Raw genomic sequence first — 21,059 nt, forward strand, 5'->3', positions numbered from 1 at the left:
GTTCAGGACCCCTTCGCGGGCAGGGAGGTGATCGTGCGGGTGGCCGTGTCGGAGACGCAGAGCCGCCCGGCACCGGCCGTCCAGGCCAGACTCGAGGTGTCCTTCCCCTTCAGCCCGGAGTACTTCCAGCGGGCCTTCCCGTTCGCCGGGTCGAGGGCCCAGATCACGGCGTCGGGCCCCATCCGGTAGAGGTTGCCGTCGGCGCAGAGCAGGCGGGCCCCGAGGAGGGCGGCCTCCGGAGAGTCGAGCGGCAGCGGCGTACTCCAGCCGGTGCGACCGTTCGCCGGGTCCAGGGTGCCCACCGAGTACCCGGCGTCCGCGTCCCTCCGGAGGAAGTACAGGACGCTGCCGTCCTCGCTGCCGGGGAAGCCGTCGCCGCGCGGGGCGGCCCCGACGACGCCGCTCACCGTCCACACCGGGCTGCCCTTGTCGTCCGGGTCCAGGGCGGTCAGCGTGCTGTCCTTGTCGAGGGCGAGGACGTACTTCCCGGCGGCGCCGAGGCCGAGCGCCGGGAGCCTGCGCTCCCAGGCGACCCCGCCCTTCGCGTCCAGGGCCTTCAGCTGGTCGAAGTTGGAGACCACGATCCGGTCGCCTTGCGGCATCGCCGTCTGGACCAGCATCGTGTCCTCGCCGTACACCCAGAGGCTCCGGCGGGCGGCGAGGTCCACCGCCCAGACGTGGGTGCCACTCGGGGCGGCTCCACGGTCCTTGCCGTCGCCCGTGCCGAGCAGGTAGGCCTTGCCGGCGCGGATCCCGGCGAAGGCGACGACGCCCGTCAGGTTCTTCTGGTCCTGCGCCAGCCTCCAGTCGAGCTTCCCGTCGGCCAGCGTGAAGCTCAGGAGTTCGGGCGCCAGCGCCCTCTGGCCGGGGACGTAGAGCCGGCCGCCGTCCAGCCCGGCGACGGGCCGCGGGGTGGTCGGGTCGATCGCGAAGACGCCGCCGGTGGTGGTGCCGTCCACCGTCCACTTGGTCTTCCCGGCATCGTCCACGCCCCAGATCTTCAGGATGGAGACGCAGACCACCACGCCTTCGGCGGAGAGCACCTGGGGGCAGGGATTCGGCTGCGTCACCTGCCAGCTCGGACTGGCCTCGGGAACGTCGAGGCCGGACGGCCGCACCAGGGCGGTCGGCGTACCGCTCGAACCGCCGGCCGTGGCCGTGCCGCCGGCACCGGTACTGCCTCCGCGGCGGTCCAGCAGGGCGATCGTGGTGGCGGTCCCGGCCGCCGCGAGCACACCGCCGCCGAGGCCCAACAGCACGGCCCGGCGGCTCGGGCGGCTGCCCGGTAACGCGTCCTGGGGCACCGCGTCCTGGGGCACCAGGTCCGCAGGGAACGGCGGCGTGGCCCCGGGCGGGCCCTGCGGCGTGGCGTGTGGCGGGCCGTCCGGTGGACCGGCGGGAGGGGCCGGCATCGGCCCGGGCAGCGCTGTCAGGACACCCCGGACGCCGAGGACGTCCGCCGCGACGGCCTGCGGGAGCCAGCCGCCCGCCGGATCCGGGCGGCCGATCCGCTCCACCAGCTCGACGAGCTGGCCCGGCGCAGGGCGGTGGTTCGGATTCTTGGCCAGACACGCGGCGACCAGGTGCCGGATCCCGTCCGGCAGCCCGCCCAGGTCCGGTTCGGTGTTCACCACGCGGAAGAGCACCGCCGCCCCGACGCCGTCGCCGAACAGGCGGGTGCCGAGCGCCGCGTAGGCGACCGTCGAGCCGAGCGCGAACACGTCGCTCGCCGGGGTGAGCGGCTCCCCCAGCGCCTGCTCCGGCGACATGTACGGCGCCGAGCCGATGACCGCGCCGGTCGTGGTCAGCCCGGTGCCGTCGGCCGCCCGGGAGATGCCGAAGTCGATGACGTGCGGCCCGTCCAGCGCCAGCAGCACGTTGCCGGGCTTCAGGTCACGGTGGATCAGCCCGGCGCGGTGCACCTCGGCCAGCGCCTCCGCCAGCCCGGCCGCCAGCGTCCGCACGGTCTCCTCGGGCAGCGGACCGTGCCGGGCCACCGCCTGCTGGAGGGAGACGCCGACCACGAACGCGGTCGCCATCCAGGGCGTCGCGGCCTCGGTGTCGGCGTCCACCACCGGCGCGGTGAACGCTCCGGCCACCCGGCGGGCCGCCGCGACCTCCTGCCGGAAGCGCGCCCGGAAGGACCCGTCCTCGGCCAGCTCCGGCCGCACCACCTTGACCGCGACGGTCCGCCCACCGGCCGACCGCCCCAGATACACCGCGCCCATGCCGCCGGCCCCGAGCCGCCCCATGAGCGTGTACGGCCCGACCTGTTGCGGGTCCGCGGCGCCGAGTTGCTCCAACGTCTCCCCCTCCCGTGAGCCCTCACAGGCTAGGGGGAACGCGGCGGGCATGACAGGCGATCATCCGCTTTCCCACAAGATGCCCTCGGGGGCGACGGCGGGACCGGTCACCGGCGGCCGGTGCGGACAGCCGTCGCCGGGGCGGCAAAACGGTGGCACCGTCCCGTACCGGCGTTCCAGGCTCGCTCGTTTCCGCAGGTCAGCAGGCATGAAACGTCCCGGCGTCCCGGATCGGCGGCCGGGCCTGGCGAGTGGGACGGCCTCCGGGCCAGGGTGGTGCCCCGACGCACCGGACGCTGCGTCACACCGTACGAATGACAACGGGGAGTTCCGATGACCACCTTCCGCAGCCGCACCACCGCCCTGGCCACCGTGAGCACCGCCGCACTCGTGCTGACCCTCAGCGCCTGCAACGGCGACGGCGGCGCTGCCGGAGGCGGAGGCGGTGCGGGGACCAAGGCCGCCGCACCGGCCGCACCGGCCGCCTCGCAGACGCAGCCGGCCCAGGGCGGCGGGGCTTCACAGGGCGCAGGGACCGGGAGCGGCACAGGGACCGGGAGCAGCGCCGGGGCCGCGCAGCCCGCGGCCACCAAGGCCCCCGCCCCGACGACCGCCGCCTCCACACCCCTGTGCGCCGTCAAGGACGTGGCCATCAGCGCCGCCCACCAGGACGGGCCGCCCTACACCCACATCGTCCTGACCGCCAAGAACACCGGCGGCCACAGCTGCAGGCTCAATGACTACCCGCAGATCCAGTTCCTCGAAAGCCACCGCGAGAACGTCCCCGCCGTCGCCAAGAGCAAGCCCGCCGCCCCCGTCGTCCTCGCCCCGGGCGCCCCCGCCTACGCCCTCGTGAAGCTCTCCAACGGCGGCGTCCACGAGAACAACGAGCCCGTGACCGCGTTCTCCGTCACCCTGAGCGGCGGCAACGGCCAGACCACCGTCAAGGCACCCGGCGCCGGAGGCATCGCCGTCGACCCGGCCGCCTGGGCCACCGGCTACTGGACGCCCGAGCTGCGCAACGGAGCCGACGAGTTCTGACCCGCGCGGGCCGGGGCTGCACTGCGGGGCCGGGGTCAGAACCCCGTGGTGTCGAGTTCGAGCGCCAGCGGGGCCGACAGTTGCAGCGGGGTGCCGAACGGATGCGGACCTTCCACGCGGGTGTAGCCGAGCTGTCCCGGCTGCGAGAACAGTGTGCACGTGCGTTCCCGGCGGTCCACCAGCAGGTAGACCGGAGCGCCGAACTGCGAGTAGCGGCGTCGCTTGGCCGTCCGGTCGGTGTCGCAGTTCGACGGGGACGTCACCTCGACGACCAGCACGGTCTGGTCCGGCAGCAGCGCGCCTTCGGTCCTGGCCAGTGCGGCGGGTACCACCGCCAGATCCGGTACATAGAAGTTCTCCGTGCCGGGCAGGTCGAGGTTCCCGGACCCGGCGCGGAGACCGAGTTCGCGCATGCGGGGCCCGATCTGTTCGCGGATCAGGTCGACGGTTGTCTCATGGGCCCAGGACGGCGACACGGGGGTGATGACTCCCTCGACGATCTCGACGCGGTCACCCGCGATGTGCCGAATCGCGTATTTCAGGGCCTGCTCCGGGTTCGGCACCCGGCTGTAGTCCCCCGGGCCGGCCTGCGCTGTACTCACGTGCTGCTCTCCTGATCCGGACTTCAGCCCTCGGACGGACCGGTGACAGTCGGGCGTGCCTGCCGCACCCCAACCGCTACCAACCGCACGGCCGGGGGCACCTCGTAACGTTACGCGCGTACGGGCCCGCCGGCGTCACGCACGGTACGCCGCCCGCCACTCGATCGGGCGAACGAGGTGGCAAAAGTCTCTGGCACGTGCCCTCCGACGCTGACACTGAGGCGATATCAAAGCTTCCTGATCAGGGAAAGAGTGTGGTGGCCGATGGGGAAGAGCGCGGTCCTGCTGGCATTGCACGAGGGTCCGGTGCGGACGGGTGCCGCCGGTGAGCAGCTCCGGCGGGTCGGCAAGGAGTTGGAGAACCGGGGATTCGAACTCCGGTGGGCCGCCACCGCCAGGGACGCGCAGGCCGTGCTGCAGACGGAGGCGGGGCTCGCCGCGGCCGTCGTCGCCTGGGATCTCGCACCCGGTGGCGAGCCCGGTGCCGGGCCGGACGGCGCGGAGGGCGGCGGTGCCGCCGTGCTGCGGACGATCGGGCGGCGTTTCAAGGGCCTCCCGTCGTTCCTCGTCCTGTCCGACGCGGAGCGGGAGTTCGAGGCGCTGCCGCTCTGGGTCTCGGAGGTGGTGACCGGCTACATCTGGCCCCTGGAGGACACTCCGGCCTTTGTCGCCGGCCGGGTCGCAGCCGCCGCGCGGACGTACCACAGCGACATCCTGCCGCCGTTCTTCAAGGCGCTGTGCCGGTTCGACGACGCGCACGAGTACTCGTGGCACACCCCGGCCCATTCGGGCGGTGTCGCCTTCCTCAAGTCCCCGGCCGGACGGGCGTTCTTCGACTACTACGGCGAGCGCCTGTTCCGCACGGACCTGTCGATCTCGGTCGGCGAGCTCGGCTCCCTCTTCGAGCACAGCGGCCCGATCGGCGAGGCAGAGCGCAACGCCGCCAGGGTCTTCGGGGCCGACCGCACGTACTTCGTCCTGCACGGTGACTCCACGGCCGACCGGATGGTGGGCCACTACAGCGTCACTCGCGACGAGATCGCCCTGGTGGACCGCAACTGCCACAAGTCGGTGCTGCACGGGCTGGTGATCTCCGGCGCCCGCCCGGTCTACCTCGTACCGACCCGGAACGGCTACGGGCTCGCCGGGCCGCTGCCGCCGACGCGGACGGATCCCGCGGCGGTGCGCGCCCGGATCGCGGCCAACCCCCTGACGGCCGGGGCGGTCTCTCCAGACGCGCAGTACGCCGTGATCACCAACTCGACCTACGACGGTTTGTGTTACGACACCGTCCGGACCGCCCGCGCGTTCGCGCCCAGCACGCCTCGGCTGCACTTCGACGAGGCCTGGTTCGCCTACGCCCGCTTCCACCCGCTGTACGCGGGCCGCTACGGTATGGCGGTCGGCCCGGAGACCTTCGACGACCCGCTGCGGCCCACCGTCTTCTCCACGCAGTCGACGCACAAGCTCCTCGCCGCCATCTCGCAGAGCGCGATGGTCCACGTGCGGTCGGCTCCCCGGGCGCCGGTCGAGCACGAGCGGTTCAACGAGGCCTTCATGATGCACGGCACCACCTCGCCGTTCTACCCCGGGATCGCCTCGCTGGACGTCGCCACGGCCATGATGGACGGCCCGCAGGGGCAGTGGCTGATCGACGAGGCGGTCACCGAGGCCATCCGGTTCCGCCAGGCCGTGGTGCGGACGGCGCGGCGGATCACCGGCGCCGGCGACCGGCCCTCGTGGTTCTTCGGGGTGTGGCAGCCGCCCACCGTCACCGATCCCGCCACCGGAGAGCGCTTCGACTTCGCCGACGCGCCGTCCGCGCTACTGAGCCGTGAGCCTCGGTGCTGGCATCTGGAGCCGGGGGCCGACTGGCACGGCTTCCCCGATCTCAGCGAGGGGTACTGCCTGCTCGACCCGATCAAGGTGACCATCACCTGTCCGGGCGTCACTGCCACCGGAGAGACGGCCGACTGGGGCGTTCCGGCCAGGATCCTGACCGCTTACCTGGCCGCCCGCGGCATCGTCGTCGAGAAGACCGACAGTTACAGCACCCTCGTCCTGTTCTCCATGGGCATCACCAAGGGGAAGTGGGGCACCCTGATGGACGCCCTGATGGACTTCAAGGCGCTACACGACGGTGACACGCCGCTCGACCGCGTCCTGCCCGGCCTCGTCGAGCAGTATCCCCTCCGCTACGCCGGCCTCACGCTCAAGCAGCTCTGCCGGCAGATGCACGAGCACCTGACCGGGGCCGAGCTGATCGACGCCCTTGACACTGCGTTCCGCGAGCTGCCCGAACCGGTGGCGCCGCCGCAGCACTGCTACCAGCAGCTGATCCGGGGCGGTACCGAGCGGCTGCCATTGGCGCGGGCCGCCGGGCGGGTGGCCGCCGCGATGGTCACGGTCACGCCGCCGGGGATCCCGGTGCTGATGCCGGGCGAGGCCGTCGGCGAGGTCGGCGGTCCGCTGCTGCGCTACCTGGGAGCGTTGGAGGAGTTCGACCGGCAGTTCCCCGGGTTCCGCAGCGAGACGCACGGCGTCACGATCGACCCGGCGACCGGCGACTACCTGATCGAGTGCGTCCGGCAGTCGTGACCGGCTGCGCGGAGCCGGCCCGGGCACCAGCGCCCGGGCCGGCAGGGGATCCGTCGCCGTGACCGGTGCTGTCCGATCCAGGCAGGCCTCGCCGTAGCGGCGGGGCCTGCTTAATTCGCTTGCGGCGGCGCCCTCGTATCTGTAAACCATGTGACATGCTACTGAACGCGAAGATCGCCCTCCGGGCCCGGCACGAAAGCGACGTCCCCGTTCTGCAGGCGGAGCTGTACGACGACGTCGCGACCCGCTCCCGCGCCGACTCCCGCCCCTGGCAGCCCATATCACCCGGCGCCGTCGAGTCCCCGTACGCCGTGGCGGCGCCGTCCGAGGAGGCGGCCTGCTTCTCGGTCGTCGAGCTCGCGTCGGGCGAGCTGGCCGGCGAGGCGCTGCTCTGGGGCATCGACACCCACAACCGCGGCGCCCACCTCGGCATCGCGCTGCGTCCTACCTTCCGGGGCCGCGGCCTGGCGCACGAGGTGGTCGACGTCCTCTGTCTGTACGGCTTCACCGTGCGCGGGCTGCACCGGCTCCAGGTCGACACCCTCGCGGACAACGCGGCGATGATCGCCGCCGCGACCGGCGCGGGCTTCGTCCTCGAAGGCACCTTCCGGCGCTCCGCCTGGACGTACGGCACCTACAGCGACGAGGTCGTCCTCGGCCTGCTCGCCGAGGAGTGGGCCCGGCCGGCGGGGGCGGCCACCCCGGCCTGATCCGCCGGCCCGACGCCGCACCTCGGCGTCGGGCCCGACGTCACGCGCCACCGGCGGGCCCGACCGTGCGGCCATCGCCGCCGGGGTGCGCACGCCCCGGCTCGACGCGCCCGGGCAGACGACCCGGGCAGACGACCTGGCCCGGCTGTGACCGGGAGGAGCCCGGGGCGAAGGCCCGGTCAGGCCGCCGACCAGCCCGGCCCGCCGGCCGCGGCGAGCGTGCCTCCCCTACCCGCTACTTGCCCTCCAAAGCCTCCACCAGCTGAGGCAGGGCGCCGCCGGCCACGATGAGGGCGAGATGGTCGTGAAAGTCCCGGCTGGCGACGATCAGGCCGTCGCGGACCCGCAGTACCTGGATGTTGGCGCTCCGGAAGGTCCGTCCGGTCACCCGGTGGTGCACCTCGTAGTCGAACTCGGCGACGACCACCTCCGGGTCGTCGGTCTCCCGGACCACCACGTTCACCGGGGTCAGCTCCACCGGCGAACTCGCGGAGACCTCCGCGAACCGCTCCCTGAGCACGGCCCGCCCCTCGAACCGGCGCGGCCCGACCGGCTCGAAAACGGTCTCCACCAGCGCATCTTCGGCGTAGAGCTCGGCCAGTTCCGAGAACCGCCCTGCACCGATACCCTCGATCAGCTTCTGGAAGACCTCACGCGGTGACAGCGCCTTGGACATGATCAACCCCCAGCAGTCTCTGCCGCTAGAATCGGACTAGCGACTCCGTTTTCGACGATACGGACTGGCGACTCCGGTTGTCCACAGTGGTACCGCCTTCGGTGCGGGAGGGAGAGTGGGATGAACGACGCTCAGGATCGCCCGCTGCGGGCCGATGCGGCCCGCAACCGGGCCAGGCTGCTCGATGCGGCCACCGAGATCTTCACCACCCGCGGTGTCGGCGTGCCCACCGAGGAGGTCGCCCGGGCCGCCGGGGTCGGGGTCGGCACGCTCTTCCGCCACTTCCCCACCAAGGAGGCGCTGCTGGAGGCGGTGATGGTGCGCAGACTGGAGGAGCTGGCGGCCCTGACCGCGCAGCTGGCGGCCGCGGCCGATCCGGCCGAGGCCTTCTTCGGCTGCTTCCGCCTGGTGATCGAACAGTCCGCGGGCAAGAACGAGTTCACCCAGGCGCTCGCCGCGGCCGGGGTGGACGTGCACGCGTCCCTACGGGAGTCGACCGCCCAGATCCAGGCCCGGCTGGCCGAGCTGCTGTCCGGGGCTCAGCGGGCCGGGGTGGTCCGCGCGCAGCTGGGCCTGCCGGAACTCATGGCCCTCCTGGTCGGCACCGGCGCGTCGATGGAGCAGCTCGGGGCCGACCCGGCCGCCCGGGAGCGGATCTTCGAGGTGGTCTTCGACGGACTCCGGCCACGCTGACGGCCGGTGGGACGGCCGTTCGACCAGGGGCGGGCCCCGGCTACGACCCGTCAGGGAAGCGGCTCCCGGGGCCCACAGACGGGAGCCACCTCCGCCGGCCGAACGTCAGGACGCCCGGAGGGGGATCGAGACGAGCCGGCGGCCGTCGTCGGTGCGCACCTCGAAGTGGTCGATCTCGGCGGCCGGGAAACCGACCCCGCCGTGGGTGACGAGCGGGTCGGTGGCCCCCGGCACGCCGTAGCCGGCCGGCGGGACGGCCCAGCTGGTGACGGGCTGTTCCCTGCCGGAGCGGGAGACCGCGATCAGGGAGCAGTTCAGCGGACCCTGGACGTTGCCGAGCTGCAGGGCGACATGGGTGCCCCACTTCTTGTCCTCCAGCGAGACGGTCGCCGCCGCGCCCGTCCCCGGGTCGGTGGCGCTGTGGAGCTCGCCGGTGTCCATCAGCCAGGAGGCCGGGCTGGTCGGGTGGTGGTCCGCCGAGGCGACGGTGTCGGCGCCGCGTACGGCCGCGCCGAGCAGGGGGCCGCCGATCAGCAGGGCGACGACGGCGGCCACCAGGAACAGCCGGCGGGTGCGGGCCGTGCGGCGGGCGGCGGTGGTCCGGGCGACCAGGCGGTCGAGCAGCTGCGGGCCCGGCTGCGGCAGCGGGTCGAACGCGGCCGCGCCCTGCCCGGCGCCGGCCGGCCGGGTGGCCTCGGCGAACTCGGCCAGCAGCGGCTCCAGGCCGGAGAGCTCGGCCAGCTCGGCGGCGCACCGCGCGCAGCCTTCGAGGTGTTCCGCGAACCGCGCCGTCTCCCCGGGTTCGAGCAGCCCGAGGGCGTAGGCACCCACGTCCAGGTGCATTCCCTCCGGGGTGGTCACGATGTCACTCCTCGTTCCTCGAGTGCGATCTTGAGTGAGCGCAGCGCGTAGACGACCCTGGCCCGGACGGTGTCGGCCGGGAGGTCGAGCACCACGGCGGCTTCGTTCACGGTCCGGCCCTTGAGGCAGGTCTCGGCCAGCACCTCGCGATGGGCGGGGGTCAGCGCGTCCATGGCGTCGGCCATCGCCATCAGCCGCAGCGCCTTGGCGAGTTCCTCCTCAGCGGGCATCGACTCCAGGGCGGTGTCGTCGGCTTCGCGGGGTTTCGGGAGGCCGCTGCGGGGCCCGTGGAGGACGATCCGCCGGGCGACCGCGACCAGCCAGGGGCGCAGCGAGCCCTGGCGGCCGTCGAGCCGGTGGATGTTGCGCCAGGCGCGGAGGAGGGTTTCCTCGACCACGTCGTCGGCCCGCTGCCGGTCCCCGCCGACCAGGTGGAGGACGAAGCGCAGCAGCGGGGCGGCGTGCTCCCGGTGCAGGGCGCGGATCAGCTCCGCTCCCGCGTCGGTGTCGGTGCCGGCACCGGGCGCTTGCCCGGTGGCCGCCGGAGGGTAGTCGCTCACGGCCGTATCGTGCCGCATGGGTCTCTCCTCGTCGAGGCCGGGCGAGGCCGGGCGGGGCCGGGGAGGCGGCGCCCCGCCCGGGGAGGCGGCCGATGGGCCGTCGTCCTGCCGGGCGGGGCACGGTTGCGGGCGGTGGGTGCCCCCGGGGCGGGGCCGGCCGCCGCCAGCGGTCCGAGGGTGCGTCAGTAGGAGGAGCCGCCGGCGGGCTGGGCCGCCTGGGCCTTCTTGCCGTCCGGGGTGCTGATGAACCAGGTGCCGCCGACGCCCTGGCCCTTGGTCTCGCCGGGCGCCTTGTCTTCGGCGAAGCGGTACAGGGGCCAGCCGTTCAGGGTGAGCTGCTTGGTGCCGTCGGCGCGGGTCACCGAGCCGACCAGCTTGGCGTCCACGCCCTTGACCGTGGCCTGCTCGCTCACCGGCACCGGCGGCCACTTCACGGCGCAGGCGTCGTTGCAGTTGGAGGCGGAGAGCTTGGCGGTGTCCTTGTCGAAGCGGTACAGCGTGTAGTTGAGGCCGTCGACGACGATCGGCCCGAACTGCGGCGAGGTGACGGTGGCCAGCGAGCCCTTCGACGCCGCGTTGCCCGGGTCGGACGTGCCCGGCGCGGCGGGCGCGGCCCCGGTGGGTGCGGCCGACGTGGCCGGCGCCTTCGGCGTGGTCGGGGCCTGGGCCGCCGGGGCAGGGTCCCCGTCGGGGCCGCACGCCGTGGCGAGCAGGGCGACGGCCGTGGCGGCTGCGGCGAGGACGGCGGTGCGGCGGAACGCGTACATGGTGTTCTCCCCCGAGGGTGTGAGGTCCGGTCGGCTACGGCGTTCGCCCGCCTCGTCGGCTGCGGCCCCGCCCGTTGACCGTCAGTACGGAGGGCGTGGCCGATGTACTCAACGACCCGGCAGATTTCTTTTCCGGGCCTGTCCGGGGGGAGCCGCCGGAGCCGCCGCCGGCCCCGTCCACTTCACCGGCCACCCGGGCCGGCGGACCCTCGGCACCTGGACGGTGGGCGGTCCACCTGGCCGGACACGGCAGGCGCGTCCGGGTCAGCCCCGTTCCTTCGCGGCGCCGCGTTCGGCCTCGCGGAACTGGCGGACGAGGCCGTCCAGTTCCTTGGTGGCCCGGTCGAAGGCGGTGCGGGAGTCGGGGGTGGTCATGCGGATGGGGTAGGTGGCGGTGAAGTCCCTCACGGCTTCCAGGAGGACGGCGGCCGCGGCCAGGAGGGGTGGTTCGTCGGCCAGGACGACGCGGTCCCGGCCGCGCCGGCCCGGCGCGACGACGGTTTCGCGCAGCGCCTCCTCGACCTCGCGCACCGCGTCGGTGATCGCCTTCAGCCCGTCGTCCATACCGGCCCCCGATCGTGGATCGATCCCTCGTCTCCCGCGAGTGTTCCCAGCGGCCCGCCGGGTTCATGCGCGCGGAAACGGTTCCGAGCGGAGTTGCGCCGTACGGCCGCTTCCTGAGCCGTGAGCGGAACTGATTGCTCGGCGCCTGTCATGGTCATCTTCGTTCATCTACCCGGCTCGGCGCACGTCCGACCGGGCTAGACTCGGGGCATGCTCAAAGCTGATCGCGCCGCCCGCATCCTCTCGCACGTCACCGAAGCGGGGAGCGCCGATGTGCACGCCCTCGCGGAGTTGCTGGGCGTCTCGACCGCGACCGTGCGCCGCGATCTCCAGGAGCTCCACGAACAGGGGCTGCTGCACCGCACGCGCGGCGGCGCGGTGACCGGCTCGGTCAACCTCGAACTGCCGCTGCGCCACCGGAGCGAGAAGCAGCGGGAGGAGAAGCGCAGGATCGCCCAGTCGGCGGCCGAACTCGTGCCGGACGGCGCGGTGGTGGGCCTCAGCGGCGGTACGACCACCAGCGAGCTGGCCCGGGTGCTCGCCGAGCGCAGCGGCCTCACCGTCGTGACCAATGCGGTGAACATCGCGGCGGACCTGATCGTCCGCCCCGAGGTGCGGCTGGTGGTGATCGGCGGGATCGCCCGCACGGCCAGCTACGAGCTGGTCGGCCCGGCCGCCGACCGGATGCTGTCGCAGTACCACCTGGACATCGCCTTCATCGGGGTGGACGGCCTGACCGCGGAGGAGGGCTGCACCACGCACGACGAGATGGAGGCCCAGACCGACCGGGCGTTCCTGCGCAGCAGCGCGCGCTCGGTCGTGCTCGCGGACAGCACGAAGGCCGGCAAGGTCACGTTCGCGCGCATCTGCCCGCTCTCCGACGTCCACGACCTGGTGACGGACGACGGCCTCTCGGACGAGCAGCAGACGGCGTTCACCAACTGCGGCGTGCGGGTCCGCCGGGCCTGACCAGGCCCGGCGGCACCCGCCTGCGCACGACCGCGCACGACCGCGCGCTCCGGCCCGCGGCGGCGCCGGGGCTCAGGCCTTGACGCCGCCCGCCGTCAGGTCGGTGCGCCAGAACCGCTGCAGTAGCAGGAAGGCGACGACCAGCGGGACGACGGAGACCAGCGAGCCGGTGACGACCAGGTTGTACGGGGTGTGGTCCTTGAGGCCGTTCCAGTAGTAGAGGCCCAGGTTGACCGGCCAGAGCTTCTGGTCGGAGAGCGTGACCAGTGGCAGGAAGAAGTTGTTCCAGATGGTGGTGAACTGGAACAGGAAGACGGTCACCAGCGCCGGCGAGAAGATCCGCAGGACCACCGTGAAGAAGATCCGGAACTCCCCCGCGCCGTCCATCCGGGCCGCCTCCAGGATCTCGTCCGGGACGGACGCGGCGGCGTAGATCCGGCAGAGGTAGACACCGAACGGGCTGACCATGCTGGGCAGGAGTACCGCCCAGACGGTGTTGACCAGGTGGGCCTTGGAGAGCAGCAGGTAGACCGGCAGGGCGAGCAGCGGCGCCGGGACGAGCACGGCGGCGAGGATCGTGTTGAACACCGCCTCCCGGCCCCGGAACCGGTACTTGGTGAGGGCGTAGCCGGCCATCGCCGCGAGCAGCGTGGCGGCCGCGGCGCCGACCCCGGCGTACAGGACGGTGTTGAGCAGCCAGCGGAAGTAGAGGCCGTCATTGGCGGTGGCCAGGTCGTGGAGGTTGTCGCCGAGGTGGAAGGCGGAGAACCGGAAGCCGTCACTGCCGAAGAGGTCGCTGCTGCTCTTGGTGGAGGCCACCAGCAGCCACCAGGCGGGCAGCAGGAAGTAGGCGGAGAGCACGAACAGGACGGCCGTGCCGAGGACGTTGGGCCGCGGCCGGCGGCCGGGAGCGGACGGGCGGGCGGGTCCGGCGGTGCGGCCGGCGGCCGGGCCGGCGGCCTCGGGGCGGCGGTCGAGGTCGACGGTGCTCATGCGGTCACCCGGTTTCCGGTGAGGCGCACCGAGAGGCGCAGGAAGGTGAAGGACAGGACGCAGGTGGCGAGGGCCAGCAGGACGGCGATCGCCGCCGCCTTGCCGTAGTCGTTGTTGCCGAAGGCCGCGTTGTACGCCGCCATGTTGGGGGTGTAGTCGGCGGAGACGGTCGAGGCCAGCGAGTGCAGGACCATCGGCTCGGTGAAGAGCTGCAGGGTGCCGATGATGGAGAAGATGCCGGTCAGCACCAGGGCGGGGGCCACCAGGGGGATCTTGATGTGCCAGGCGATCCGCCAGGGGCCGGCGCCGTCGAGGTCGGCGGCCTCGTACAGCTCGCTGGGGATGGCCTGCAGGGCGGAGAGGATGACCAGCATGTTGTAACCGGTCCAGGTCCAGGTGACGATGTTGGCCATCGACCACAGGACGGTGCCGGAGGAGAGGAAGTCGGCTTCGATGCCGAGGTCCTTGAGACCGGAGACCAGCGGGCTGGTCCCGGGCAGGTAGAGGAACGCCCAGAGGATGGTGGCCACCACGCCGGGGATCGCGTACGGGAGGAAGTAGGCGAGCCGGAAGAACTTCCGCAGCCGGGTGCCCTTGGCGTCGATCAGCAGGGCGAGGCCGAGGGCCAGGCCGAGCATCACCGGCACCTGGACGGCGCCGAACAGCAGGACCCGCCCGATGCCCGCGACGAACGACCCGTCGCCGAGGGCGGCGGTGTAGTTGTCGAGGCCGGCGAAGACCGTTCTGGCCGGGCCGAAGCCCAGGCCGGAGCGCTCGATCCGGAAGAGGCTCTGCCAGACCGCGTACCCGATGGGCAGCAGGAACAGGGCGGTGAAGAGCAGGCCGAAGGGGAGCAGGAAGCCGAGGGCCGCGCGGTTGCGGGCCGGGCCGCGTCGTGCGGTGGCGGCCTTCGGGCCGGTGCGGCCCGTCACCACCGGGGTTGCTGCGCTCATCTGGGGTTTCTCTCTCGTGCTGGCGGTCGGTCCGTCAGTCGGTCGGTAGGGCCGCTGCTCGGTCCGTCAGAAGGGCCGTCAGAAGGTCCGCTGGTCAGTGCCGGGGCCGGCGGGCCGCGGCCCGTCAGGTGCGCGCGGTCCGCCGGCAGTGCGGGTCGACCGGCGGTGTCGGTCAACCGGCGGGGGTCAACCGGCGGTGACCGTCAGCCCCTTCGACTTCATCGCGTCGACCGTCTTGCCCTGGACGGTGCCCAGGGCCCCGGTCAGCCGGCCCTTGGACGCGACGGCCGCACCGAAGGCGTCGGTGAGGTCGCTGGACGTCTGCGTCATCGTCGGGCCCCAGCTGAACGGGGCGGCCTGCGCCGACGCCTGCTTGAAGACGTCGAAGACCGGCTGGTTGCCGAAGTACGCGCTCGGCTTCGCCAGCGCCGGGGCGGAGGTGCCGCTGGTGGAGGCGGGGTAGATGCCGGCCTTCTCGACGAGCGTGGCGACGGCCGCCGCGTCGGTGCTCATCCAGTTGGCGAACTGCAGCGCCGCCGCGGTGTTCTTGCAGCCCTTGACCACCGCGGTGGAGGAACCGCCGTCGTTGCCAACCGACTTGGCGCCGTCCTGCCACTGCGGCATCGGGGCCACCGCCCACTTGCCGGAGGCCTGCGCGGCGTTCTGTTCGAGGATGGAGGAGAACCAGACCGGGCCGGGGTACGCGGCGAGCGTGCCGTCCTGCAACTCCTTGTAGAGGTCGGGGGTGCCGCTCTGCTCGGACTTGACCAGTCCCTTGTCGACCAGGCCCTGCCAGTAGTTCGCCACCTTCGCGGTCCCCGGGTCGCTCCCGAGCGAGACCTTCCAGCCCTTGGTGTCGGTGCCGAACCAGCTGCCGCCGGCCTGGGCGGACATGCCGGCGAACCACCAGGGGTCGTCCGGGTTGAAGACGCTGAGGTAGCCGTTCGGGTTCGCGGCGTGCAGCTTGTCGGCGTCGGCGGCGAACTCCTCCCAGGTGGCCTGTGGCTTCAGGCCGTACCGCGCGTACAGGTCGCTGCGGTAGTAGAGCGCCATCGGGCCCATGTCGACCGGGATGCCGTACACCTGGCCGCCGACCTTGACGGAGTTCCAGGCGGCCTCGCCGTACTGCGGCTGGTACTGGGCGGCCTCCTTCCCGACGTCCTGGACCGCGCCCTCGACGACGAAGCTGGGCAGCGACTCGTAGCCGACCTGGGCGAGGCAGGGGGCGTTGCCGGCCTTGACCGCCGCGAAGATCTTCGCGTAGCCGCCCTTGCTGCCCGAGACGATCTTCTCGAACTTGACCCGGACGTCCTGGTGCGTCGCGTTGAACTGGGCCGCCGCCTCCTCGTAGCCCGGCGCCCAGCCCCAGAAGGTGACTTCGGTGGTTCCGCCGGCCTTCGGGCCGCTGTCGCCCGATCCGCCGTCACCGCCGGAGCTGCAGGCCGCGACGCCGGAGAGCAGCGGAAGCGCCACGGCGGCGGCCAGCAGTCGGGTGCGGATTCGTGTCTTCGCCATGGATCTGGTCCTTTGGGTACGGGAGGTGCTGGGGGATCTTGATTGGGTGTGCCCGAAGCTGTGCTCTTAGGTGTTTATTTCCGAGGAGTATTGTTCAGAATCGAGCATCTGCCTAGAGAGAGCGGAGCACGAAGCGGTCTCGGTTTCGACACGGCCGCGCGGCCCGCGGCAGGGGCGGACGGACGGCCGGTCACGGTGGGGTCAGCCGAGGTCGGGCCGGGGCCCGAGATCCACGGCGGGGTCGGCGCAGTGGTCCAGTTCGAGGACGGTGATCTCGTTCGGCCCGCTGCGCAGGACGGGCCACGGCAGGTAGAGCGTGCGCTGGGGGCCGCGGTCCCAGTACCGGCCGAGCAGGAAGCCGTTGACCCAGACGTAGCCCTTGGTCCAGCCGGGCAGCGCCAGGTACCCGTCGGCGGGCTCCGCCACCTCGAAGCTGCCGCGGTGGAAGACCGGACCGGGACCACCGGCCGGCGCTGCGGCCGCGTCCCAGGGGAGGCGGTCGGGCGTGCCGTCGGCCAGCGGCATCGGGTCGATGGTCCAGCCGTGCAGGTACTGCTGGGTGTGCAGGGCTCCGGTGATGCCCTTGCGGTCGCCGATCCCGGCGCCGTAGTTGACCCGGCCCATCGACTCGACCAGGACCTCCAGCCGGGCCTCCGCCCCGGGCACCGCGACCTTGAGGGGTTCGTGCTCCACGTCCCGCTCCAGGGTGGCGAGGTGGACGCCGTCGACGTGGATCCGGGCCCGGTCGGCCAGCCCCTCGACCGTCAGCGGGTAGTCCGCACGCGGGCCGGGGATGGTGCTCCGGTAGCGGACGAGGCCGTGCGGGAGGCCGAGTTCCTCGAACGAGAGCGGGACGGCCGACCGAACCGCCCCGATGGAGAGGTGGTCCACGACGTCCGCGAGCGGAAGCGACCGGTCGAGCTCCACCCGGCACGGCGCCAGCACGGGCGGGAGCTCCTCGGGCTCCGGCACGGCGCCGTCCGCGTACGCCGAGAGGACTTCGCGGAAGGCCCAGAACTTCGCGGTGGGGGCTCCGCGTTCGTCCAGCGGGGCGTCGTAGTCGTAGGAGGTGACGGTCGGCTGGTAGCCGCGGCCGGTGCGGGGGTCGGCGGTGTTGGCGCCCGCCCAGGTGCCGAAGTTGGTGCCACCGTGGGCCATGTAGAGGTTGACGGAGGCCCCGGCCGCCAGGATCTCCCGCAGGGCCCCGGTGGCGTCCTCCGCCCCGCGGGTGGTGTGCCGCTCGCCCCAGTGGTCGAACCAGCCGTTCCAGAACTCCATGCACATCGGCGGGTCCTGGGGGCGGTGGCGGCGCAGTTCGGCGAAGGCCTCGCCGGCGCGGCTGCCGAAGTTGACGGTGGCCAGGTGGCCGGGGAGGGTGCCGCCGGTGAGGAAGAAGTCCTCCGGCCCGTCGGAGGTGCAGAGCGGGACGTCGATCCCGCGGGCGCGCAGGCCGTCGGCGAGGTGGGCGAGATAGCCGCGGTCGGTGCCGTAGGAGCCGTACTCGTTCTCGATCTGGACCATCAGGACGTTGCCGCCGCGGGTGCTCTGGTGCTCGGCGAGGAGCGGGATCAGCGCGTCGTACCAGCGGTCGACGTGGGCCAGGTAGCGCGGGTCGCCGGTACGCAGCGGCAGGTTCCCCTCGGCCTGGAGCCACCAGGGCAGGCCGCCGTTCTCCCATTCCGCGCAGATGTAGGGGCTCGGGCGGACGATCGCGTGCAGTCCGGCGTCCGCGGCGGCGCGGAGGAAGGCCCCGAGGTCGGCCCGCCCGGTGAAGTCGTAGCTGCCGGGCCGCGGCTCGTGAAGGTTCCAGGGGACGTACGTCTCCACGGTGTTCAGGCCCATCGCCCGCAGCATGCGCAGGTGGCGGGGCCACTGCGCGGGCAGGCTGCGGAAGTAGTGCAGGGCGCCGGACAGCAGGCGCAGCGGGCGTCCGTCGAGGGTGAAGCCGGTCGGGGAGATCTGGAGCATGCGGTCCTCGGGGGGGGTCGGTGCGTGCGGTGGGTGAGGCGGGCGAGGCGGGTCCGACGGGGCCTCGGCGCGGTGCCGCTTGCCGATACCTGGCGCGTTGGGGGTTGATTCAAGCATCTTTGAACAGATTATGGAACCAGAAGTGCAGATTTCTGATCGAAGGTGTTGACATCTGTGTGTTCCCGGATCGGATACTGCAGCCGCTGGACCTGACACCGCGACCGGCCCCACCCGCCGCTCGCCCTCGCCCCCGCCGCGAAGGAGACCCCCGTGTCCGCCCCACCCCGCAGAGCACTCGCCGCCGTCCTCGCCCCCGCCCTCCTGGCGTTCGGCGCGGGCACCGCCGCGCCGGCCTCGGCCGCACCACCGGCGCCCGCCACGACCGCCGCCGCCACGTACACGGTGAGCGTCGGAACGCCCGTCACCTACCAGCACCCCACGGACACCCCCGCCGTCCCGTACACCGACAAGGACGGCACGTTCTGGTTCCAGCAGTCCGCCGCCCTCTACGGCGCGAACGACCCCCGCTACTGGGACTTCTTCACCGGCCGGGACTTCGACTCCGCCACCCGGTCGAGCGCGGTCAGCAACGCGGTCGACCCCGCCAACGCCAACGACCGGAACAACGACACCACCTGGCGCTGCAACAACAGCCCCACCGGCCGCGAGGCGAGCTACGCGCCCGCCGGGTCGTCCTACGCCCAGAAGAACTTCTGCGACCTTTCCGGCGTCTGGGTCGACCCGGACACCGGCCACTGGTACGGGCTGGTGCACAACGAGTTCACCCCGCAGCCCTTCGGAGACGGACTGCACTTCGACGCCATCGACTACGCGGTCTCCACCGACCAGGGCCGGACCTGGACCATCAAGGACCACGTCATCACCTCGCCGTACAGCACCAAGCGGGGCGACACCGCGGCCTTCCCCAACCAGACCTTCCACTACGGCGACGGCGACCAGCGCCTCTTCGTCGACACCGCCTCGGGCTACTTCTACGTCTTCTACGGCTCGCGGATCGTCGAGAAGGGCGGCGGCTGGAAGGCCTTCCACGAGCACGTGGCCCGGGCCCCGATCTCCGCGAAGATGGCGCCCGACTCGTGGCAGAAGTGGTACGACGGCGCCTGGTCCCAGCCCGGCGTGGGTGGCCGGGAGAGCAACATGGTGCCCGCCGACCAGGCCCACCCCACCGGCTACACCCCGGCCGCCGGCGAGTACGACCCGGCGAACCCCGGCACCGTCGCCCAGCAGGTCGCGGCCGGCACGATGCCCGCGACCTCGCCCCTGTTCGTCATGGACGTCACCTACAACGCCTACCTGGGCCTCTACATCGGCGAACCCCAGGCGGTCGACCAGAGCGGCTCGGCGCCCCAGCAGTACTACGCCACCGCCGACCTCTCCAGTCAGAAGTGGGTCCCGATCGGCGACACCGGCGGTTACCACACCGCGTCCTGGTACCGGTGGTTCCTCGACGGCGCGAACCGGACGAGCTCCACGATCGTCGGCAAGTCCTTCCGCTCGTACTGCGCCTTCGGCTGCTCGGGCGGCGCCTCCGGCGAGTACGTGAACGTGACCATCGGCAGCTCCGCGCCGGCCGCTCCCCCGGTCGACCTCGGCAAGACCTACCGGATCGCCAACGCCGACGGCCGGGTGCTCGCCCAGGTCTCCGGCGGCTCCGCGACGACGTCGGTGGCCGCAGCCACCGGATCGGCCCTGGAGTCCTGGAGCTTCGCCTCCAACGGCGACGGCTCCTACCGCATCGCCAACGCCTCCACCGGCCGGCTGCTCGGCGTCGACTCCACGGCCGTCGCCGGCCGGGCCTGGGGCGCCCTGCCCACCGCGACCACCGCCGGCGCCGGCGGACCCGGCGTCGGCCAGCAGTGGTTCGTCGTCCCCCAGAACTCCTCCGCCGGGGCGGCCACCGGCTCCTTCAAGCTGGTCAACCGCTACAGCGGCCTCGTCCTCGGCCTCTCCGCGGCCGGCGGCCGGTCCGCCGAGACCACCCCCGTCCGGAGCTGGAGCGACACCAGCGGCAACCCCGTCGGCGGCGCCCGGACCGCCGCCGAGCAGGCCCTCACCCTCACCGCCACCGGCACCGTGCCCACCCCGCCGCTGGACGGCACCCACACCCTGACCGTCTCCGGCAAGGCCCTCGACGACCCCGGCCACTCCACCGCCCAGGGCACCCAGCTGGTCACCTGGGCACCCAACGGCGGCGCCAACCAGGACTGGGTCCTCACCCGACAGGGCGACGGCAGCTACCAGATCGCCAACGGCGAGTCCAAGCTCTGCCTGGACGTCAGCGACGGCTCGACGGCCGCCGGCGCCAAGGTGGTCCAGTGGGCCTGCACCGGAGGCGGCAACCAGCGCTGGCTGGTCACGCCGACCCCCGGCGGCTACCGGATCGCCTCACGCAAGAGCGGTCTGTTGCTCACCACCGCCTCGGCCAGCGACGGGGCCAAGGTCACCCAGCAGGCCGACACCGGGTCGGCGTTGCAGCTCTGGACGATCGGCTGACGCTGCGGCCCCGGTCCGCAGCACGTACGGGGGAGCCGGCCCGGCGCACGACGCGCCGGGCCGGCTCCCCCGGTGCCGTCATCGGCCACAGCGACAGCGCCCCCGGCCCGGGGTGAACGCCCGCACGACGGCGACCTGGACCGCTCCCGGCGCCTGCTTCCGGTTCCCTGCTTCCCGCTTCCCGCTGCCGGCTCCGGGCAGGGCGACGCCCTCAGCCCGGCAGAACCGCGTCGATCTCCACCTCGACCAGCCAGTCGGCGTCGATGAAGCGGGAGACCTCGACGAACGTGCACACGGGCCGGACGTCGGCGAACCGCTCGCCGTGCGCCCGCGCCGCCTCCTTCCACGTGGTCACGTCGACCAGCATGACGCGCGTCCGGATGACGTCCGCCATCGAGGCGCCGGCCGCCTCCAGCGCCCGCTCGGCGATGTCCAGGCACCGCACGGTCTGCGCATAGACGTCACCGGGCGCCGCCGTGGAACCGTCGTCCGCGATCGGGGCCGTGCCGGCCACCGCCACGTGATCACCCACCCGGACCGCCCGCGAGAAGCCGATCTGCGGTTCCAGTGGCGACCCGGAGCTGACGGCCTGTCGAATTCCTGCCATCCGGCCATGCTGCCAGACCGCGCTCGCCGTCTTCCACCCGGGCCCTCACCGGCCCGCCGTCGCCCACGAGTTCGGAACCGGAGCGCGTAGCACGGACCCCTGCGGCGCGGGGCGGTTTTCCCGTGACACCCCTCGCATGGGCGAACTGGGCGCGGGCAGCGGTCC

The 21,059-nt window shown here is 72.8% G+C and carries 18 protein-coding genes; 6 read left to right on the forward strand and 12 right to left on the reverse strand.

The annotated features are described in order from the left end of the window. Positions 1-2 precede the first annotated feature (2 nt). Complete coding sequence (locus ACZ3YO_RS12760; RefSeq protein WP_465568554.1) at positions 3-2,303, reverse strand: protein kinase domain-containing protein; 2,301 nt, start codon at positions 2,301-2,303, stop codon at positions 3-5. A 333-nt stretch (positions 2,304-2,636) separates the two neighbouring features. Between ACZ3YO_RS12760 and ACZ3YO_RS12765 the strand changes: the two genes are divergently transcribed. After that, positions 2,637-3,344: a DUF4232 domain-containing protein gene (locus ACZ3YO_RS12765; protein WP_465568557.1), complete on the forward strand. Its 708-nt coding sequence runs from the start codon at positions 2,637-2,639 to the stop codon at positions 3,342-3,344. 35 nt (positions 3,345-3,379) lie between these two features. Here the strand turns inward: ACZ3YO_RS12765 and ACZ3YO_RS12770 are convergent, their stop codons facing one another. Beyond that, positions 3,380-3,946: a Uma2 family endonuclease gene (locus tag ACZ3YO_RS12770; protein ID WP_465568560.1), complete on the reverse strand. Its 567-nt coding sequence runs from the start codon at positions 3,944-3,946 to the stop codon at positions 3,380-3,382. A gap of 264 nt (positions 3,947-4,210) precedes the next feature. Between ACZ3YO_RS12770 and ACZ3YO_RS12775 the strand changes: the two genes are divergently transcribed. Then, positions 4,211-6,544 (forward strand): Orn/Lys/Arg family decarboxylase, encoded by a 2,334-nt coding sequence (locus ACZ3YO_RS12775; protein ID WP_465568563.1) that lies wholly within the window; start codon positions 4,211-4,213, stop codon positions 6,542-6,544. Positions 6,545-6,699: 155 nt separating this feature from the next. Then, positions 6,700-7,254, forward strand: a complete 555-nt coding sequence (locus ACZ3YO_RS12780) for a GNAT family N-acetyltransferase (protein ID WP_465568566.1) — start codon at positions 6,700-6,702, stop codon at positions 7,252-7,254. A 235-nt stretch (positions 7,255-7,489) separates the two neighbouring features. Here ACZ3YO_RS12780 and ACZ3YO_RS12785 read toward each other — a convergent pair whose 3' ends face one another. Next, complete coding sequence (locus ACZ3YO_RS12785) at positions 7,490-7,930, reverse strand: nuclear transport factor 2 family protein (protein WP_465568568.1); 441 nt, start codon at positions 7,928-7,930, stop codon at positions 7,490-7,492. A 120-nt stretch (positions 7,931-8,050) separates the two neighbouring features. Between ACZ3YO_RS12785 and ACZ3YO_RS12790 the strand changes: the two genes are divergently transcribed. Beyond that, positions 8,051-8,623, forward strand: a complete 573-nt coding sequence (locus tag ACZ3YO_RS12790) for a TetR/AcrR family transcriptional regulator (RefSeq protein ID WP_465568571.1) — start codon at positions 8,051-8,053, stop codon at positions 8,621-8,623. A 105-nt stretch (positions 8,624-8,728) separates the two neighbouring features. On the opposite strand, the gene ACZ3YO_RS12795 is transcribed toward ACZ3YO_RS12790, so the two are convergent. The 4 genes from ACZ3YO_RS12795 to ACZ3YO_RS12810 all read right to left on the reverse strand — a co-directional run bounded on the left by ACZ3YO_RS12795 (position 8,729) and on the right by ACZ3YO_RS12810 (position 11,375). Beyond that, positions 8,729-9,484: an anti-sigma factor family protein gene (locus ACZ3YO_RS12795; RefSeq protein WP_465568574.1), complete on the reverse strand. Its 756-nt coding sequence runs from the start codon at positions 9,482-9,484 to the stop codon at positions 8,729-8,731. Next, the gene (locus ACZ3YO_RS12800; RefSeq protein ID WP_465568577.1) at positions 9,481-10,062 is read right to left on the reverse strand and encodes a sigma-70 family RNA polymerase sigma factor; all 582 of its coding nucleotides are present in this window, start codon (positions 10,060-10,062) and stop codon (positions 9,481-9,483) included. Before ACZ3YO_RS12800 ends, ACZ3YO_RS12795 begins: the two co-directional genes overlap by 4 nt. A 164-nt stretch (positions 10,063-10,226) precedes the next feature. Next, positions 10,227-10,811 (reverse strand): hypothetical protein, encoded by a 585-nt coding sequence (locus ACZ3YO_RS12805; protein ID WP_465568579.1) that lies wholly within the window; start codon positions 10,809-10,811, stop codon positions 10,227-10,229. A 264-nt stretch (positions 10,812-11,075) separates the two neighbouring features. Then, a complete protein-coding gene (locus ACZ3YO_RS12810; RefSeq protein ID WP_465568582.1) occupies positions 11,076-11,375 on the reverse strand; it encodes a hypothetical protein in 300 nt (99 codons plus the stop codon). Positions 11,376-11,585: 210 nt separating this feature from the next. On the opposite strand from ACZ3YO_RS12810, the gene ACZ3YO_RS12815 reads away from it, so the two are divergent. Beyond that, entirely contained in the window at positions 11,586-12,344 is a 759-nt protein-coding gene (locus tag ACZ3YO_RS12815; RefSeq protein WP_465568585.1) for a DeoR/GlpR family DNA-binding transcription regulator, read from the forward strand. Positions 12,345-12,416: 72 nt separating this feature from the next. On the opposite strand, the gene ACZ3YO_RS12820 is transcribed toward ACZ3YO_RS12815, so the two are convergent. The 4 genes from ACZ3YO_RS12820 to ACZ3YO_RS12835 all read right to left on the reverse strand — a co-directional run bounded on the left by ACZ3YO_RS12820 (position 12,417) and on the right by ACZ3YO_RS12835 (position 17,773). Beyond that, positions 12,417-13,337, reverse strand: coding sequence for a carbohydrate ABC transporter permease (locus tag ACZ3YO_RS12820; RefSeq protein ID WP_465568587.1), 921 nt, complete (start codon positions 13,335-13,337; stop codon positions 12,417-12,419). Then, positions 13,334-14,290 (reverse strand): carbohydrate ABC transporter permease, encoded by a 957-nt coding sequence (locus tag ACZ3YO_RS12825; protein WP_465549605.1) that lies wholly within the window; start codon positions 14,288-14,290, stop codon positions 13,334-13,336. Before ACZ3YO_RS12825 ends, ACZ3YO_RS12820 begins: the two co-directional genes overlap by 4 nt. A gap of 186 nt (positions 14,291-14,476) precedes the next feature. Next, positions 14,477-15,805: an ABC transporter substrate-binding protein gene (locus ACZ3YO_RS12830; protein ID WP_465568590.1), complete on the reverse strand. Its 1,329-nt coding sequence runs from the start codon at positions 15,803-15,805 to the stop codon at positions 14,477-14,479. A gap of 201 nt (positions 15,806-16,006) precedes the next feature. Beyond that, positions 16,007-17,773, reverse strand: coding sequence for a glycoside hydrolase family 35 protein (locus tag ACZ3YO_RS12835; RefSeq protein WP_465568592.1), 1,767 nt, complete (start codon positions 17,771-17,773; stop codon positions 16,007-16,009). Positions 17,774-18,043: 270 nt separating this feature from the next. On the opposite strand from ACZ3YO_RS12835, the gene ACZ3YO_RS12840 reads away from it, so the two are divergent. Beyond that, entirely contained in the window at positions 18,044-20,287 is a 2,244-nt protein-coding gene (locus ACZ3YO_RS12840; protein ID WP_465568594.1) for an RICIN domain-containing protein, read from the forward strand. 211 nt (positions 20,288-20,498) lie between these two features. Here the strand turns inward: ACZ3YO_RS12840 and ACZ3YO_RS12845 are convergent, their stop codons facing one another. Continuing rightward, positions 20,499-20,894 (reverse strand): RidA family protein, encoded by a 396-nt coding sequence (locus ACZ3YO_RS12845; RefSeq protein WP_465549613.1) that lies wholly within the window; start codon positions 20,892-20,894, stop codon positions 20,499-20,501. Positions 20,895-21,059: the final 165 nt, after the last annotated feature.

The organism is Kitasatospora sp. NPDC022785, from assembly GCF_055561295.1.